We start from the raw sequence: 15,467 nt of genomic DNA, 5'->3' as shown, positions 1-15,467 counted from the left end.
CTGGTTTATCGTTTGGCCGGCGTCCGAGGGGGAATCGCAGCAGGGCCGGACGGCGCAGGGGCAACGGCCTCCCGGAGACAGAGCAAGAGGTGTTCGAGCACCAGTTGCGCATTCAAGTTGCGGTTGCTGTTCCGTTGGAAGGAATCGATCTCTTGTAGCAGGTCCAAGAGCCGATGACTGTCCGCTCGTTTGGCGATGGTCTCTAGCAGAGGCCGATGGGAGGCATAGGTCAGAGATTCGGCGCGGCCGCCGATCCCCACCAGGACGAGATCGCGCACCCACCTGGACAGCCGGTCCAGGCTGTCGCTCAACCGTTCCTCCTTGGAGAGGGCTTCCGCGGCGGTCAGGATCGTTGTGGCGGAGCGCAGGGCTTGGGGGGCAAGCAATGTTGCGAGACCATCGTGCCGCTCCTGAATCGACGCGAGGTCGGTCATGAGCGCTTCTCCCAAACGGCCCTCGGTGAGGGTCGTCATGAGGGTGGCGTCCTGCTCCGACCAGCCGCGCAGGCTCATCAAATGGCGCACGCTCTGATCGAAGGGCGGCGGGGTCAGCCGAAGGCTCTGGCAACGGGAGCGGATCGTCACCGGCATCGAGTAGGGCCGGCTCGACACCAGAATGAGCAGGCCATAGCCGGGCGGCTCTTCCAGCGTCTTCAACAGCGCGTTGGCGGCGGACAGGTTCATTGCGTCCGCGTCGTCGATCAGGCAAAACTTCCGCGGGGCGATCAACGGGCGATAGATCAGCCGGCTTTCCAACTCCCGGATGTCCTCAATCTTAATTTGCGGGCTGGCTTGCTCAGGATCGGGCCGGATCAGCGACAGGTCCGGATGGGTACCCTGGTCGAATTGATGGCAGGATCGACATCGGCCGCAGGAGTCCGGTTCACCGGACGGCGGGGAGGCCTCACAAGCCATGGCCTGCATGAATCGCAGCGCCAACAGCCGCTTTCCGATGCGGTCCGGACCGTGGAACAGATAGGCATGGGCCACTCGCTCGTTAAGAATGGCCGAGCGCAATAAGCCCTTGGCCCGCTCATGTCCGATGACGTCAGCAAACGGCATGGAGCTTCCCGATGTGCGGCGTGTTGGTGGAGGCTGTTGGCCGTTTCATCAGCCTGTTCTTCCTATCAAGCGGCCTACGAGCCAGTACTTCGGTCACCAGGTCTCTCACGTCGGCATGGATCTTTTCCGGAGTCTTCCCGGAGGGGATCACCTGGATGCGGGAGCGATACTTTCGCGCCAGGTCACGAAAGCCTCCTCGGACGCGATTATGAAACAGCTTGGTTTCTTCGTCCAAACGGTTCGTCTTCGTCCCCTCTTCCCGGCGGCGGCGCAGCCCCACTGCGACCGGGACGTCGAACAGCAACGTCAAATCCGGCATCAGATTGTCGGTCACCTGCCGGTGCCATCGCAACAGCACGGAAGCCGGCAGCCCCCGGCCGTAAGCCTGGTAGGCCAAGGTGGAATCGAGATACCGATCGCACAGGACAATGGCGCCTCGTTCGAGCGCTGGACGGATCACCTGCGCGACATGCTGCGCGCGCGCGGCCAACACCAGCAGCACTTCAGTCCAAGGGGTCACTGGTTCATCTGTTGCGTTCAACAACGAACGACGCAACGCTTCTGCGAGCGGGGTCCCGCCCGGCTCACGGGTCCGGACGACCTCATAGCCTTGCTTGGTGAGCCATTCAGCCAGCCTGACGGACTGGGTCGTCTTGCCGCTTCCTTCGATCCCCTCCATGGAGATGAAGAGGCCGCTTCGGCGACGAGGCCTGAGGCCGGAACCGGACGATGATGTGCGCCTGGATTTAGCCACGGAAGAGTGGCCGGCATCCTAGTCCAAGTCGTTGAAATTAGCAAGAAAAGGCTTGCGACGGCTCTTTCGATCTGGGTATGATGACCAGTCATCCCGCTGATCCCCGATGAAACCAGTTAAGGCCGCGATCAAACGCTACTTTTTGACCGGTCTCCTCGTCATTACGCCGATCTGGGGGACGATCCTCATCCTCAAGACCCTGTTCGTCACCGTGGATGGGATTTTGGGCGATGTGCTCGCGCGGTTGGTCATGCCCCAGTCCTATGTCCCGGGCTTGGGGATCATCACGTTGGTGCTGCTCATTCTCGCCGTCGGGCTCTTTACGACCAACGTTATCGGGCGGCAGGTGGTGAAGTGGTGGGAGGGCCTGCTGAACCGCGTGCCCGTCGTGCGCGGGATCTATTCGACGATCAAATCCATGATGGATGTCCTGTCCGTGAGCGAACGGGGGCGATATAACCGGGTGGTGCTGATCCAATTTCCCAAGAACGGCCAGTATTGTTTTGCCTTCGTCACGGGCACGACCCAGGGAGAAGCTCAGTCCGTGACCGCGGAGCCGCTGTTGAACGTCTATGTGCCCACCTCGCCCAATCCGACGTCGGGCTATTTCCTGTTGGTGCCGGAGAAGGATGTGACGTCGGTCGATATCTCGGTGGAGGAGGCGATGAAGTTGATCGTCTCCGGTGGACTCTATTCGCCGGAACAGCCCGGCGGGCGGGCGGGAACCGATGGCGCCTGGTCGAAGGTGCGACAGCCCGAGATCGGAGTGCCCATCGGATGAAGCGAGCATCCCTTTCCTCTTATCGCGATGCAGGTTCCGCTGAGATGCGGGACCGGCCGACGGGCCCAGGCGGCGTCGGGGTCATCATCATGGCGGCCGGCTTGGGGAAACGCATGCAGTCGAAGGTCGTCAAGGTGCTCCATCCCGTTGCCGGGCGGCCGATGGTCTTGTACGCCTTGGATCTCGGGCGGCGGTTCGGAGACCAGGGCGTGGCCGTGGTGATCGGGCATCAGGGCGATCAGGTGCGGGCCCTGTTGGAGACGCAAGCGAAGGGAAGCCTGGGCCAACCGCGGCTGCACATTGTGGCGCAGGAAAAGCAACTGGGCACGGGGGACGCCGTCCGGCAGGCGCGTCCGGTCTTCGTCTCCGATCGAGCGAATACACCTTCGACCTTCTTGATTTTGAATGGCGACACGCCGCTCTTGACGGAGGAGACGGTCGAGGAACTGCTCCGCGTGCACCGCCAGGACGGGGCGACCGTGACCCTTTTGACCGCCGTACTTGATGATCCGACTGGATATGGGCGGGTGGTCCGGGCCTTGTTCGAGCGAGGCGCCACGCATTTGCGGAACCAGGCGGTGTTGCGCATTGTCGAGGATCGGGATGCGACGCCGGAGGAAGCCGCGTTGCGGGAGATCAACGTCGGGACCTATGTCGTCGACGGCTCGTTTCTGTTCGACGCGCTGGATCAGCTTCGCCCGCAGAATGCGCAAGGCGAATATTACCTGACCGACATCGTCGGCTTGGCGGTCGCGCAGGGCCGTCCCGTGGCCGCGGTGCCACTGCAACAGGCTGTCGAAGGACTCGGCGTCAACACGCGGGCGCAATTGGCTGAGGCTGAACGGACGATTCGTGAGCGGATTCGAGACAAGTGGCTGGCTGCGGGCGTGACGATGAAGGATCCCGCCACGACCTGGATCGACACCGATGTGAAGCTGGGGCGCGACACCGTGCTCTATCCGCACGTGACACTGGAGGGCGGCACCACCGTCGGCGAGGACACGGTCATTCACTCGGGAACCCGCATCACAGATTGCACGATCGGCAGTGGAGTGGAGATTCTGGATCACTGTGTGCTGCGCGAGTCCCAGGTCGAGGACGGGGCCCACCTCGGACCGTTCGCACATTTGCGGCCCGGCACGGTGGTGGGCCGGCAGGCCAAAGTCGGGAACTTTGTTGAAATGAAGAAGGCTGAATTGGGAGAGGGATCGAAGGCCAACCACCTCAGCTACCTCGGCGATGCGGTGATCGGAAAAGGCGTCAATATCGGCGCGGGCACCATCACCTGCAATTACGATGGGGTCAAGAAATACCGGACCGTCATCGAAGACGGTGTGTTTGTGGGCAGCGATACGCAACTGGTCGCGCCCGTGAAAATCGGTCGCGGCGCCTTGATCGCCGCCGGCACGACAGTGACACAGGATGTGCCGCCGAATGCGCTGGCCATCGGGCGGGCCTCCCAGGTCAACCGCCCTGAATGGGCCGTCAAGCGTCGCATGCTCGCGGAGGGCAAGGCAGTGAACGGCGCAGGGCCATCCCTCTCCGGATCCGGTTCAACGCCTCATCGCGCGAAGTCTCATGCCTCAAAGTCCCAAGCCTCGAAATCCGTCAAGAGGAGGTAGCCCATCATGTGCGGAATCGTCGGATATGTCGGTGACAAGGACGCGGTCCCGATTCTGTTGGGCGGGCTCAAGCGGCTGGAGTACCGGGGATACGATTCGGCGGGAGTGGCGGTGCACCAGGGCGAACGGATTGAGGTGCGCCGCAGCGTCGGCAAACTGATGAAGCTCGAGCAGGCGCTGCTCGGCAAAGAACTGCACGGGCACATCGGCATCGGCCATACCAGGTGGGCCACCCACGGCAAGCCGTCGGAACAGAACGCGCATCCGCATCGTTCGGAAGGCTGCGTGCTGGTACATAACGGGATCATTGAAAATTATGTGCCGCTCCGCCAGCAGTTGGAACGGGACGGATACAAATTCGAATCGGAGACCGACACCGAAGTGGTCGCGCACCTCATCAACAAGTTCGTGAAGAAGGGGATGCGCTTGGGTGAGGCAGTCCGGGCCGCGACCAAGGAGATCCGAGGCAGTTACGCGATCGCCGTGATCTCGGAGCGGGAGCCCGACACGATCGTCGCCGCCCGCTCCGGCTGTCCGCTGGTCGTCGGGAAATCCGAGGGCGCCGCGTTCGTCGCCTCCGACGTCATGGCCATGCTCGACCATACTCGCGACGTGTTGTACCTGGAGGAAGGCGACGTTGCGGAGGTCGGTCCCTCCGGCATCATGCTGACCGACTGCGAGGGGCGGGCTGTGTCCCGCCAGACCATGAAGGTGACCTGGGACGCGGCGGCGGCGGAGAAGAGCGGGTTCCCCCACTTCATGCTCAAAGAAATTTACGAGCAGCCCCAGACCATTCTCGACACGATGCGCGGGCGCTATTCGTTCGAAGAGGGCGAGGCGGATCTGCCCGATATCGGCTTGACGAACGAGCAATTCGCCGCCGTCGGCCGGATTTGGATCGTCGCCTGCGGCACGTCCTGGCATGCGGGGCTGGTGGGGAAATATCTGTTGGAGGAAATGGTCCGGACGCCGGTGCAGGTGGATATCGCCTCGGAGTTCCGGTATCGGAATCCGCTGGTCGAGAAGAACGATCTGTTTATCACGATCTCGCAATCCGGTGAGACCGCCGATACGTTGGCGGCGGCGCGCGAAGCCAAGCAGAAGGGTGCCCGAGTCGTGTCCATCGTCAATGTGGTCGGCAGCACGTTGGCGCGCGAATCGGACGGTATCCTCTACACCCATTGCGGGCCTGAAATCGGGGTGGCCTCCACCAAGGCCTTCACGGGACAGTTGACCGCGCTTTACATGCTGGCCCTGCACCTGGGCCGTGTCCGGGGGGTCCTATCCAAGGCCGACGGGAAGGCCTGGCTGGAACGGCTGGTGACGTTACCGACTCTGGTCAAGCGCATTCTGGCGCGGGAAGCCGAGGTGGTGGCGATCGCCAAGCGGTTTTACAAGAAACGCAACTTTCTCTATCTCGGGCGGGGCATCAACTATCCCATCGCGTTGGAAGGCGCGCTCAAGCTGAAAGAAATTTCCTACATCCACGCTGAAGGATACGCGGCCGGAGAGATGAAACACGGCCCCATCGCCTTGATCGATCGGGACATGCCCGTGGTGGTGCTGGCTCCAAGGGACCGGCTGTACGAGAAGACCGTGAGCAATCTCATGGAAGTCAAGGCTCGGCGGGCCCCGGTCATTGCGTTAGTGGCCGAAGGCGAGCGAGAATTAGGGATGACGGCCGATGCCGTCTTTACGGTCCCGGATACGCATCCGTTGCTGTCTCCGATTTTGTTCGCGATTCCGTTGCAGTTGTTGGCCTATCATGTGGCGATCCTGCGCGGGGCCGACGTGGACCAGCCGCGGAATCTGGCGAAGAGCGTGACGGTGGAATAATCCGCAAGGAACGAAAGGAACGGAGGGAGGCCGGACGGTGTCAATCACGACGGAACAGGTCGAGCATGTGGCGAAGCTCGCTCGCCTTCGCCTGAGCGAAGAGGAGAAGGCCTTGTTCGCGGGGCAGTTGAGCAAGATTTTGGAATATGTCGAGCAGCTCAAGGCCATCGGCACGGAGGGCGTGGACCACACGGCCTCGGGGCTCGACCAACCCGGACTGTTGCGCGAGGACGAGGTTCGGCCGTCGTTGGGCGCCGAAGCGGCGACGGCGAATGCACCGGAGGCGGAGGGGGGGACGTTTCTCGTCCCCAAGGTCATTCAGGAGCGATAGGGAAACCGAAGCGCCGGCCGGGGCTGTTTGGGAACCGGCCGCGAAAAAAAGGATAGACGCATGTTTCGACAAATGCTGCGGTCCAAGATTCATCGCGTGCTGGTCACCGATGCCAACCTCGAATACGAGGGCAGCTTGACGGTGGACGAAGACCTGCTCGAAGCGGCCGGCATTCTGCCCTATGAGTTCATCATGATCTCCAACCTGAACAACGGGGAGCGGTTCTCCACCTACGCCATGGCGGGAAAACGGGGGAGCGGCGAGGTGGTGCTCAACGGTCCGACCGCCCGCAAGGCCGTAGTGGGCGATAAGATCATCATTTTCTGCTACGAGTATTACGGCGAGGAAGAAGCCAAGCGGCACCATCCACGGATCATTCTCGTGGATGAGAAGAATCGCATCGTGCACAAGACGAAACCGTCATGACGCCCCTCCACAAGTTGACCCTCCAACAGCTCCAGGCCAAGTTCACGGGTGGCGACGTGAAGGCCCGGGAGATCGTCCGCGCGTATGACCTCCGGATCAATCACGTCGAGCCGAGGGTCCACGCCTATATCACCCGCGCCGGCAAGGAGTTTCTGGCGGCGGCAGCCGAGGCGTTGGATGAGAGCCTCAAAGGCTGGCGCAAGACCCAGCCGATGATGGCGATGCCCATAGCGATCAAGGACAATATCTGCACCGAAGGGATGAAGACGACCTGCGCCTCGAGGATGCTTGAGAACTTCGTGCCTCCCTACGATGCCACGGTCGTGGCCAAGCTGAGGGCGCAGGGATTTCTGTTGATCGGCAAAACGAACCTGGATGAATTTGCCATGGGGTCGTCAACCGAAAATTCGGCCTTTGGCCCCACGCGCAACCCCTGGAACCCGAAATGCGTTCCGGGCGGGTCGAGCGGTGGGTCCGCGGCGGCCGTCGCGGCCGACGAATGCGTGGCGGCCTTGGGGTCCGACACGGGCGGGTCGATCCGCCAGCCGGCGGCGCTCTGCGGCGTGGTGGGGCTCAAGCCGACCTATGGGCGCGTGTCGCGGTACGGGCTGGTCGCGTTCGCCTCCTCGCTGGATCAGATCGGTCCGATCACCAAGGACGTGGCGGACGCCGCCATTCTGCTCAACGTGATCGCCGGGCATGACCCGTTGGATTCCACCTCCGCCGCGGTGCCCGTTCCCGACTATACGCGGGTGTTCAAGCGCAAGGATTTGCGGAAGGTCCGCATCGGCGTGCCGATGGAGTATTTTGCGGAGGGGCTCGATCCTCAGATCGAGCAGGCGGTCGGTGTCGCGCTCGGCGAATTACAAGAACTGGGGGCGGAGATCAAGGAGATCAAACTCCCGATGACGGGCGCGGCCGTGGCAACGTATTATCTTATCGCGACGGCCGAAGCCAGCTCGAACCTGGCCCGGTATGACGGTGTGCGGTTCGGCCTGCGCGGCTCATCGAGCAAGGACCTGCTCGACCTCTACCTGACCACGCGCCAGGAAGGATTCGGTCCGGAGGTCAAGCGCCGCATCATGCTCGGCACCTATGCCCTCAGCGCCGGCTATTACGAGGCCTACTATGGCAAGGCCCAGGCGGTTCGCACGCTGATCAAGCAGGATTTTCAGGCCGCCTTCAAGGAGGTGGACCTGATCGTCACGCCGGTCACGCCGACGCCCGCCTTCAAACTGGGGGAAAAGACCGCCGATCCACTGCAGATGTACCTGTCGGACATCTATACGATCTCGGTCAACCTGGCCGGACTGCCGGCCTTGGCGCTGCCCTGCGGTTTGAGTTCCACGGGGTTGCCGATCGGCATGCAGATCATCGGACGGCCGTTCGAAGAGGAAACCATTTTCCGCGCCGGCTACGTGTACGAGCAGGCGACTCCGTGGCATACCAAGCGGGCGAACGTGCGGTGACCAGACCAGGCTGGCCGGCAGGGAGGATCAGATTATGAGCGGAGTTGAAGTGGCAGCCATCATCGCAGCCGTGGCGTTCGCCGGGTTCGTGGCGTTTCTCGTGCCGACGCTGCTGCAACTCCGGGAGACGGTGCGGGAACTCTCGCAAGTGTTGGTTCGACTCAACACGGAATTGCCGACGCTGCTGAGCGAATTGCGGAAGATGACGGAAAACATCAACCAACTGACGGAACAGGCGCAAAGCGGCGTCTCCCATGCCTCGACCCTGTTGCATGCCATGGGCGAAGTCGGTGAATCAGTGCAGCAGGTTCATAATCTGGTGCGGGGCTCCGGCGGATCGCTGCTTTCCAACGTGGCCAGTCTGGTCGCCGGGTTTCGGGCGGCAACATCGGTGGTGAAAGAGCGGTTGCATTCACAAGGAGGGAATCCCAATGGCGGATGATCGTGGACCGACAGCAGGGGCGGTGTTGTTGGCGTTTTTGACCGGCGCGACGATGGGGGCGGTGGCGGCCTTGCTCCTGGCCCCTCGTTCGGGACAGGAGACGCGGGATCAGTTGCGCACCTATGCCCGCCGGACGGAAGGGGAGCTGCGGGACCTGGCGGGAAAGGCCGGCGAGGCTCTGGAGGAAGTGGCCGAGAAGGGCCGGCATTTCGTGGAGTCGCAGAAATCGCTCTTGACGGAGGCCTTCCAAGCGGGACGGGATGCGATGCGGCGTGAACGCGAGCGGGTCGAGGGAGGGAAAGGGAGCGCGTGACCTACGAAGTGGTCGTCGGGGTCGAGGTCCATGCGCAGTTGCGGACCCGCTCCAAGATGTTTTGCGGGTGCGGCACCACGTTCGGCGCCGCTCCCAATACATTGGTCTGTCCGGTCTGCCTCGGGTTGCCCGGCTCCTTGCCGGTCGTCAACCGAACCGCGGTCGAAATGGCGATCCGGGCCGGCCTCGCGCTGAATTGCACGATTGAGACGGCCAGCCGATTTGCCCGCAAGAACTATTTTTATCCAGACCTGCCCAAGGGGTATCAAATCTCGCAGTATGAGTCGCCCATTTGCGCCAACGGCTGGCTCGACATCCAGACCGGGACGGCGACTAAGCGGGTGCGCATCCGGCGGGCGCATCTGGAAGAGGATGCCGGAAAGAACGTGCACGAGACCGGCACCGTATCCAGCCGGATTGACCTGAATCGAGCCGGCACGCCGCTTTTGGAAATCGTCACCGAGCCGGATCTCCGGTCGCCCGACGAAGTCGTGGCCTACCTCAAGGCGCTGCGCGACCTGTTGGTGTACCTCGAGGTGTGCGATGGAAATATGGAAGAGGGCAGCTTTCGCTGCGAGCCGAATCTCTCCCTGCGGCCGGTCGGACAAGCGGCCTACGGAACAAAGGTGGAACTCAAGAACATCAATTCCTTCAAGTTTGCGAAGGATGCGATGGAATATGAGATCAAGCGGCAGGCCAAGGTGCTCGACGAGGGAGGAACGATCCAACAGGAAACGCGGCTCTGGGATCTGGAACGGGGCCAAACAGCGGTCATGCGGAGCAAAGAAGAGGCCCACGACTATCGTTATTTTCCGGACCCCGATCTGCTGCCCCTGACGATCGATCCGGCCTGGATCGAAGCCCTTCGCGCCACCCTGCCGGAGCTGCCGGAGGCCAAACAGATGCGGTTCGTGTCGGACTACGGCCTTCCCGAGTACGATGCTCAGGTGCTGACCGGGTCCAAGGCCCTGGCCGATTATTTCGAGGCCTGCGTCAGATTGTTCCCCCAGTCCAAGACGGTCAGCAACTTCGTCATGGGAGAGCTGCTGCGGGAACTGAACCAGTCCGGGCTGTCCGCCGACCGTTCGCCGGTCACCCCGGATCGCCTGGCCGCTCTGCTGCAACTGGTGGAGCGAGGGACGATCAGCTTGAAGGTGGCCAGAGATATTTTTCCCGATCTCTATCGTTCGGGAGCATCGCCGGAACGGTTCGTGCAGGAAAAGGGGCTCATGCAGGTGTCCGATGAAGGGGCGCTCGGGCTGATCATTGACGAGGTGTTGGTGAAGAATCCTGCCCAAGTCGGACAATACAAGAGCGGCAAGACCCAGGTGTTGGGTTTTCTCGTCGGGCAGGTGATGAAGGCGTCGGGGGGGAAGGCGAATCCCGGCAAGGTGAACGAATTGTTGCGGGAGAAGCTGGCGGGATGAGAGGTATGAGATTGGGGGATGCCTGAACTCGCGTGTGTGCTCGCAGAGCCCGCACGCTCAGAAGGTGCTCGCTCCAGGCGCGCAGTAGACGCGAGTTCAGGCATCCCCCAAAAAGGATTCGAAGGACGCCAACTTCAAGAGAGAATAGAACGCTGGTCAGGAAGAGAAGAATGAAAGGAAAAGGGGAATGAGTGCCATTCGAGAGATCAAGGGGCGGCAGGTGTTGGATTCGCGCGGAAATCCCACGGTGGAAGTGGATGTGGCGCTGGAGAGCGGGGCGCGCGGGCGAGCGGCCGTTCCTTCGGGGGCATCGACCGGAGCCAAGGAAGCCATCGAGCTTCGTGATGGGGACAAGAAACGCTGGATGGGCAAGGGCGTGTCGAAGGCCGTCGCCAATATCAGCAAGCTGTTGGCGCCCAAGTTGTTGGGGATGGACGCGCTGGATCAGGTCGGCGTGGATCGAACGATGATCGAGATCGACGGCACGAAGAACAAGGGGCGGGTCGGCGCGAATGCCATCCTCGCCGTCTCAATGGCCGTCGCCCGTGCGGCGGCGCAGGAAACGGGGCAGCCGCTCTATCGCTATCTGGGCGGGACCAACGCCCGGGTATTGCCGGTGCCCTTGATGAACATCATCAACGGCGGAGCCCATGCCGACAATCGGCTGGATCTTCAGGAATTCATGATCGTTCCGGTGGGCGCGGATCGTTTCAGCGAGGCGCTGCGGATGGCGACCGAAGTCTTTCATACCCTCAAGGGCATCCTGAAAAAGCGGGATCTGAACACCGCGGTGGGCGACGAAGGCGGGTTTGCGCCGGACCTCGGCTCCAACGAGGAGGCGTTGGCCCTGATCGTGCAGGCGATCGAGGAGGCCGGGTATAAAGCCGGCAAGGATATCGCCCTGGCGCTCGATGCGGCGGCCAGCGAGTTCTACGACAAGGGCGTCTATCACCTGGCGGCGGAGAAGAAGCCCGAACGGTCATCGGAGGAACTGATCGACTACTATGCCAAGCTGGTCGATCGGTATCCGATTCTCTCCATCGAGGATGGGGTCAGCGAGCACGATTGGAAGGGCTGGAAACTCCTGACCGAAGCGCTGGGCCGGCGGGTCCAGTTGGTGGGCGACGATGTGTTCGTGACCAATGTGGAGATTTTCTCCAAAGGCATTCGCGAGGGCATCGCCAACTCGATCCTGATCAAGGTGAACCAGATCGGGTCGCTCACGGAAACATTCGACGCCATCGAACTGGCCAAACGATCCGGCTATACCGCGGTGGTGTCCCACCGTTCCGGTGAAACAGAGGATACGACCATTGCGGATATCGCGGTCGCCATGAACACAGGACAAATCAAGACAGGCTCCTTGTCCCGAACGGACCGAATGGCCAAGTACAATCAATTGCTCCGCATCGAGGAGGAACTGGGGGCTTCCGCGACGTACCTCGGACGACGGGCGATCCCGGCCGGTTTGTGACGCATGCACGTGATTAAGCGCAACCGCGGGCGGTCGGATCTCGACCGCCAACAACGCGCGTCGGAGTGGGGCAAACTCATTGCGGTGGCGGTGGGGCTGTTGCTCGTGATGTCGTTTTTCTTCGATGACATGGGCATTCCGCAATATTGGGCCATGCGCAACCAGGAACAGCAACTGGAGCGGGAGATCCGTGAGTTGAAGGTCAAGAATGCGGAGCTGCACCTGGAGGTCGACCGGCTTCGCTATGATCCCGAGCGGCTGGAGGAACTGGCGCGCGAGCAACTGGGGTTCGTGCGCAAGGGAGAAACGGTCTATCAATTGGCGCCGTCCGTTCCTTCGGTTGGCGCCGGAAGCGTCGTACCGCGATGAAGTCGGGCACCGTCGTCATCATCGGGCGGCCGAATGTCGGCAAGTCGACGCTGCTGAACCGGCTGCTCGGCGAGAAGGTGGCGATCGTCTCGAACAAGCCGCAGACGACGCGAACCAGAATCTTGGGCGTGGCGCATTTGCCGGAGGCGCAAATTGCCTTTCTGGATACGCCAGGCCTGCACCGGCCGCAGGATCGGTTGAACACCCGCATGGTGCAGACGACGCTGGACACGGTCGATGCCGGTGACGTCGTGTACGTGGTCGCGGATGCGGCTCGACGAACCGCCCACCTTGACCAGGCGGTGGTGCAGGAAGTCCGCCGGGCGCTGAAGAACCATGAGCGCCAGGTCCTGCTCGTGCTCAACAAGATCGATATGGTGCGCAAGCCGCTGCTGCTGCCGTTGCTGGATGCCTACAATCGGTTGTATCCCTGGACGGCCTTGATTCCCATTTCGGCTAAGACTGGCGACGGGGTGGACCGGCTGCTGGCCGCCACTGTCGAGGCGTTGCCGGAAGGCGAGCCTCGCTATGAGGCCGACATGTTGACGGATCAAACCATGCGGATGCTCGCCGCCGAGCTGATTCGCGAGCAGATCTTGCACGAGACCGAGGAGGAAGTGCCTCATTCGGTGGCGGTGGACATCGAGGAATTCAAGGAAGAAGGGGGGCTCGCGCGAATCGGAGCGACGGTGTTGGTCGAGAAGGACTCCCATAAGGGTATTTTGATCGGCCAGCATGGAGCCCGCCTGAAACGGGTCGGCACGAATGCCCGCCTGGGGATGGAACGGTTGTTTGGAATGAAGGTCTTTCTTCAACTTTGGGTGAAGGTGCGCGAGGAATGGCGGCAGGATGAGCGCCTGCTGGCCGAACTGGGTTATTAGCATCATGTCCACACTCCCGACCGAGAAAGACACGGTTCGAGACACGCCCGCGCAGTCCGGGCAGGGCCCCGGATCGTCTCCCGCTCGGGAGGGCGGGGAGCGAGGGCCATCGAAGTTTGACCTGCTGCTGGCCAGCGTACAGAAATTGCTGCGGCGCGGGGCGATCACGAATCTCACCCGGATGTTGGGGCGCATGCACTCGGCGGACATTGCCCGGGTGATCGGCCATCTGTCTTCGCCCAAGGACAAGCGAACGATCTTCGAATTGGTGCGAGGAGAGAAGCAGCGCGGGCTTGTCCTGAGCGAACTCGACGCCGATAGCATCAACGCAGTCGTGGCGGACTTGCAGGCCCCGGATCTTGCCTGGTTGTTGAAAGATCAAGAATCGGACGACGTCGCCTATATCTTGGGCGTTCTGCCGCCGGAGCGGGCCCAAGATGCCTTGGCGTTGATGAAAGCTGACGTGTCGACCGAGGTCGCCGGCATTCTTCAGTATCCCAAGGATACGGCCGGCGGCATCATGACCACGGAGTTCTTCTCCTTGCCGGAGGACGCGACGGCTCAGGAAGCCATCCGTCGGCTCCAGCAGGCCAGCGACGCCGAGAACGTGTTCTATATTTATGTAACCGACAAGGACGATCATCTGGTCGGAGTCTTGTCACTGCGGCAACTCTTGACGGTCCCGCCCGGGACCCCGCTCAAGAACATTATGACGCGGGATGTCATGAGCGTGATGGTCGATATGGACCAGGAGGAGGTGGCGCGGCAAGTCGCGAGTTATAACCTCCTGGCGATCCCCGTGGTCGATCGGGAACATGTGCTCGTCGGGATTATTACGGTGGATGACGTGGTGGACGTGATCCGGGAAGAGGCGACGGAGGATATGTTGAAAATGGCCGGGGCGTTGGAAGAGGACGTGTTGTCCAAATCATCCAGCCTGGCGGCGGCGAAGCTCCGGTTTCCGTGGCTGTTTACCAATCTGTTCGGTAGTCTCTTGTCCGGCGCGATCCTCTGGTATTTTCGCTACACCATTCAGGAAGTGGTTGCGGTGGTCAGCTTCATCCCCGTCATTGCGGCGATGGGTGGCAATGTCGGTCTTCAGTCATCCACGCTGATTATTCGGGGGTTGGCGACCGGCTTAATCGAGCAGGCCGACGCCTGGAAGGTGTTTTTTCGCGAGATCCGTGTCGCAATTCTGTTGGGATTGGCCTGCGGCCTCCTTTTGACGTTTGTCGGGTGGGCTTGGCATGGACAGGGATATCTCGGAATGGTCGTGGGGATGTCGTTGATCGTCGCGTTCCTGGTCTCCACCAGCATGGCGACGTTCATGCCGATTCTTCTCAAGCGGAGCGGCGTCGACCCGGCGGTGGCGGCCGGCCCGTTTGTGACGACTGCCAACGACATTACGGGGATCACCATCTATTTGACCTTGGCGACGCTCCTGATCGATTACCTGCGCTAAGTCCGCCCATGTGCTTGCACCGTCCGGCGACTTGTGCCTGACCCATGCCGCTTGTTGATACCCTGGCCATCGCGCTCAAGAGTCGAAAGTGGGGTGAGGCGGACCGAATCGTCACGTTCTTTACCCTTCGGGTGGGGAAAATTCGCGGCGTGGCCCGCGGAGCCCGCCGTCAAAAGAGCCAGTTCGGAGGCGGGCTTGAGCCGTTCGTCTTGTCCCGCCTGTCGCTGTTCGAAAAACCGAACGACGCGCTGTATCGCATTCGGCACGTCGATATCGAAGAGCCGTTTCTCGCCCTGCGGGAGAGCCTCGATCGGATGGCCGCGGCGGCGCGTCTGGTGAATATCGTGGCGGCGGTGACGGCGGAAGGAGACGCGGATGCGAGAATTTTCGAAGCGCTGAAGGCCGGGCTTCAAGCCGTCCAGTTGAGCCGGGATCCGATGATGATGGCGGTCCTCTTTCAAATCCGGATCCTCGGGCAAACAGGATTTCGCCCCCAGATCGATCTCTGTGCCGGTTGTGGCAGGCGGTTGGAGCAAGTCAGCCGCCACTTTTCCGCCCGGTCGGGAGGGATGGTCTGCGCGGTCTGTCTCGCTCGTCAATCGGCCCCGTGCCTGCTCCTTTCTGCGGGTACGCTCGCCTTGCTGCAACAGGCGGTCAGGCTGCCGATTCCGCTCATGTCCCGCTTGCGAGCGGAAGGAGGAGTCCGCGCCGAGTTGGAAGCCGCGATCGACACGTTTGCCACCGTGGTCGCGGGGAAAAGATTGCCGGCGCTCGATGCATGGAGGCCTCGTGTGTGAATGCGTTGTGAGAGAAACTTCA

General features: G+C 61.8%; 16 protein-coding genes. 14 read left to right on the top strand and 2 right to left on the bottom strand.

All coding sequences use genetic code 11. The features are described 5' to 3' along the window. Window positions 1–5: 5 nt before the first annotated feature. Together holB and tmk are read right to left on the bottom strand one after the other, a co-directional pair. Window positions 6–1,061 (bottom strand): DNA polymerase III subunit delta', encoded by a 1,056-nt coding sequence (gene holB / locus QWI75_RS14680; RefSeq protein ID WP_289269331.1) that lies wholly within the window; start codon window positions 1,059–1,061, stop codon window positions 6–8. Next, entirely contained in the window at window positions 1,048–1,815 is a 768-nt protein-coding gene (gene tmk / locus QWI75_RS14675; RefSeq protein ID WP_289269330.1) for a dTMP kinase, read from the bottom strand. Before tmk ends, holB begins: the two co-directional genes overlap by 14 nt. Before the next feature lie 106 nt (window positions 1,816–1,921). Here tmk and QWI75_RS14670 point away from each other — a divergent pair, with 106 nt between their 5' ends. The 14 genes from QWI75_RS14670 (at window position 1,922) to recO (ending at window position 15,445) form a co-directional block, all read left to right on the top strand. Then, window positions 1,922–2,596 carry a DUF502 domain-containing protein gene (locus QWI75_RS14670; protein WP_289269329.1) on the top strand — a complete coding sequence of 225 codons (675 nt, stop codon included), beginning with the start codon at window positions 1,922–1,924 and terminating at the stop codon, window positions 2,594–2,596. A gap of 44 nt (window positions 2,597–2,640) precedes the next feature. Beyond that, window positions 2,641–4,218: a bifunctional UDP-N-acetylglucosamine diphosphorylase/glucosamine-1-phosphate N-acetyltransferase GlmU gene (gene glmU / locus QWI75_RS14665; protein WP_289269328.1), complete on the top strand. Its 1,578-nt coding sequence runs from the start codon at window positions 2,641–2,643 to the stop codon at window positions 4,216–4,218. 6 nt (window positions 4,219–4,224) lie between these two features. Continuing rightward, the gene (glmS, locus tag QWI75_RS14660) at window positions 4,225–6,054 is read left to right on the top strand and encodes a glutamine--fructose-6-phosphate transaminase (isomerizing) (protein ID WP_289269327.1); all 1,830 of its coding nucleotides are present in this window, start codon (window positions 4,225–4,227) and stop codon (window positions 6,052–6,054) included. Window positions 6,055–6,091: 37 nt separating this feature from the next. After that, window positions 6,092–6,385 (top strand): Asp-tRNA(Asn)/Glu-tRNA(Gln) amidotransferase subunit GatC, encoded by a 294-nt coding sequence (gene gatC, locus QWI75_RS14655; protein ID WP_289269326.1) that lies wholly within the window; start codon window positions 6,092–6,094, stop codon window positions 6,383–6,385. A 60-nt stretch (window positions 6,386–6,445) separates the two neighbouring features. Next, the gene (gene panD, locus QWI75_RS14650) at window positions 6,446–6,811 is read left to right on the top strand and encodes an aspartate 1-decarboxylase (protein WP_289269325.1); all 366 of its coding nucleotides are present in this window, start codon (window positions 6,446–6,448) and stop codon (window positions 6,809–6,811) included. After that, window positions 6,808–8,280: an Asp-tRNA(Asn)/Glu-tRNA(Gln) amidotransferase subunit GatA gene (gatA, locus tag QWI75_RS14645; RefSeq protein WP_289269324.1), complete on the top strand. Its 1,473-nt coding sequence runs from the start codon at window positions 6,808–6,810 to the stop codon at window positions 8,278–8,280. The genes panD and gatA overlap by 4 nt, the downstream gene beginning before the upstream one ends. A gap of 34 nt (window positions 8,281–8,314) precedes the next feature. Next, window positions 8,315–8,722 carry a DUF948 domain-containing protein gene (locus QWI75_RS14640; RefSeq protein WP_289269323.1) on the top strand — a complete coding sequence of 136 codons (408 nt, stop codon included), beginning with the start codon at window positions 8,315–8,317 and terminating at the stop codon, window positions 8,720–8,722. Beyond that, entirely contained in the window at window positions 8,712–9,035 is a 324-nt protein-coding gene (locus QWI75_RS14635) for a YtxH domain-containing protein (RefSeq protein ID WP_289269322.1), read from the top strand. Before QWI75_RS14640 ends, QWI75_RS14635 begins: the two co-directional genes overlap by 11 nt. After that, complete coding sequence (gatB, locus tag QWI75_RS14630) at window positions 9,032–10,462, top strand: Asp-tRNA(Asn)/Glu-tRNA(Gln) amidotransferase subunit GatB (protein ID WP_289269321.1); 1,431 nt, start codon at window positions 9,032–9,034, stop codon at window positions 10,460–10,462. Before QWI75_RS14635 ends, gatB begins: the two co-directional genes overlap by 4 nt. A gap of 187 nt (window positions 10,463–10,649) precedes the next feature. Continuing rightward, window positions 10,650–11,936 (top strand): phosphopyruvate hydratase, encoded by a 1,287-nt coding sequence (eno, locus tag QWI75_RS14625; protein ID WP_289269320.1) that lies wholly within the window; start codon window positions 10,650–10,652, stop codon window positions 11,934–11,936. Window positions 11,937–11,945: 9 nt separating this feature from the next. Then, window positions 11,946–12,305, top strand: coding sequence for an FtsB family cell division protein (locus tag QWI75_RS14620; protein ID WP_289269319.1), 360 nt, complete (start codon window positions 11,946–11,948; stop codon window positions 12,303–12,305). Further along, the gene (era, locus tag QWI75_RS14615) at window positions 12,302–13,186 is read left to right on the top strand and encodes a GTPase Era (protein ID WP_289269318.1); all 885 of its coding nucleotides are present in this window, start codon (window positions 12,302–12,304) and stop codon (window positions 13,184–13,186) included. Before QWI75_RS14620 ends, era begins: the two co-directional genes overlap by 4 nt. Before the next feature lie 4 nt (window positions 13,187–13,190). Further along, window positions 13,191–14,648 (top strand): magnesium transporter, encoded by a 1,458-nt coding sequence (gene mgtE, locus QWI75_RS14610; protein ID WP_289269317.1) that lies wholly within the window; start codon window positions 13,191–13,193, stop codon window positions 14,646–14,648. A gap of 44 nt (window positions 14,649–14,692) precedes the next feature. Then, window positions 14,693–15,445, top strand: coding sequence for a DNA repair protein RecO (gene recO, locus QWI75_RS14605; protein ID WP_289269316.1), 753 nt, complete (start codon window positions 14,693–14,695; stop codon window positions 15,443–15,445). The last annotated feature ends 22 nt before the right edge of the window (window positions 15,446–15,467 follow it).

The sequence above is a fragment of the Nitrospira tepida genome, assembly GCF_947241125.1.
GTDB lineage: Bacteria > Nitrospirota > Nitrospiria > Nitrospirales > Nitrospiraceae > Nitrospira_G > Nitrospira_G tepida.
Note: the sequence above shows the minus strand (reverse complement) of the source record. Positions and strands in the feature narration are given on the sequence as shown.

Coding starts and splice junctions, on each gene's coding strand:
- recO (WP_289269316.1), top strand. CDS start 14,693: ATGCCGCTTGTTGATACCCTGGCCATCGCGCTCAAGAGTCGAAAGTGG.
- QWI75_RS14670 (WP_289269329.1), top strand. CDS start 1,922: ATGAAACCAGTTAAGGCCGCGATCAAACGCTACTTTTTGACCGGTCTC.
- glmU (WP_289269328.1), top strand. CDS start 2,641: ATGCGGGACCGGCCGACGGGCCCAGGCGGCGTCGGGGTCATCATCATG.
- mgtE (WP_289269317.1), top strand. CDS start 13,191: ATGTCCACACTCCCGACCGAGAAAGACACGGTTCGAGACACGCCCGCG.
- gatA (WP_289269324.1), top strand. CDS start 6,808: ATGACGCCCCTCCACAAGTTGACCCTCCAACAGCTCCAGGCCAAGTTC.
- QWI75_RS14640 (WP_289269323.1), top strand. CDS start 8,315: ATGAGCGGAGTTGAAGTGGCAGCCATCATCGCAGCCGTGGCGTTCGCC.
- era (WP_289269318.1), top strand. CDS start 12,302: ATGAAGTCGGGCACCGTCGTCATCATCGGGCGGCCGAATGTCGGCAAG.
- eno (WP_289269320.1), top strand. CDS start 10,650: ATGAGTGCCATTCGAGAGATCAAGGGGCGGCAGGTGTTGGATTCGCGC.
- glmS (WP_289269327.1), top strand. CDS start 4,225: ATGTGCGGAATCGTCGGATATGTCGGTGACAAGGACGCGGTCCCGATT.
- panD (WP_289269325.1), top strand. CDS start 6,446: ATGTTTCGACAAATGCTGCGGTCCAAGATTCATCGCGTGCTGGTCACC.
- holB (WP_289269331.1), bottom strand. CDS start 1,061: ATGCCGTTTGCTGACGTCATCGGACATGAGCGGGCCAAGGGCTTATTG.
- QWI75_RS14635 (WP_289269322.1), top strand. CDS start 8,712: ATGGCGGATGATCGTGGACCGACAGCAGGGGCGGTGTTGTTGGCGTTT.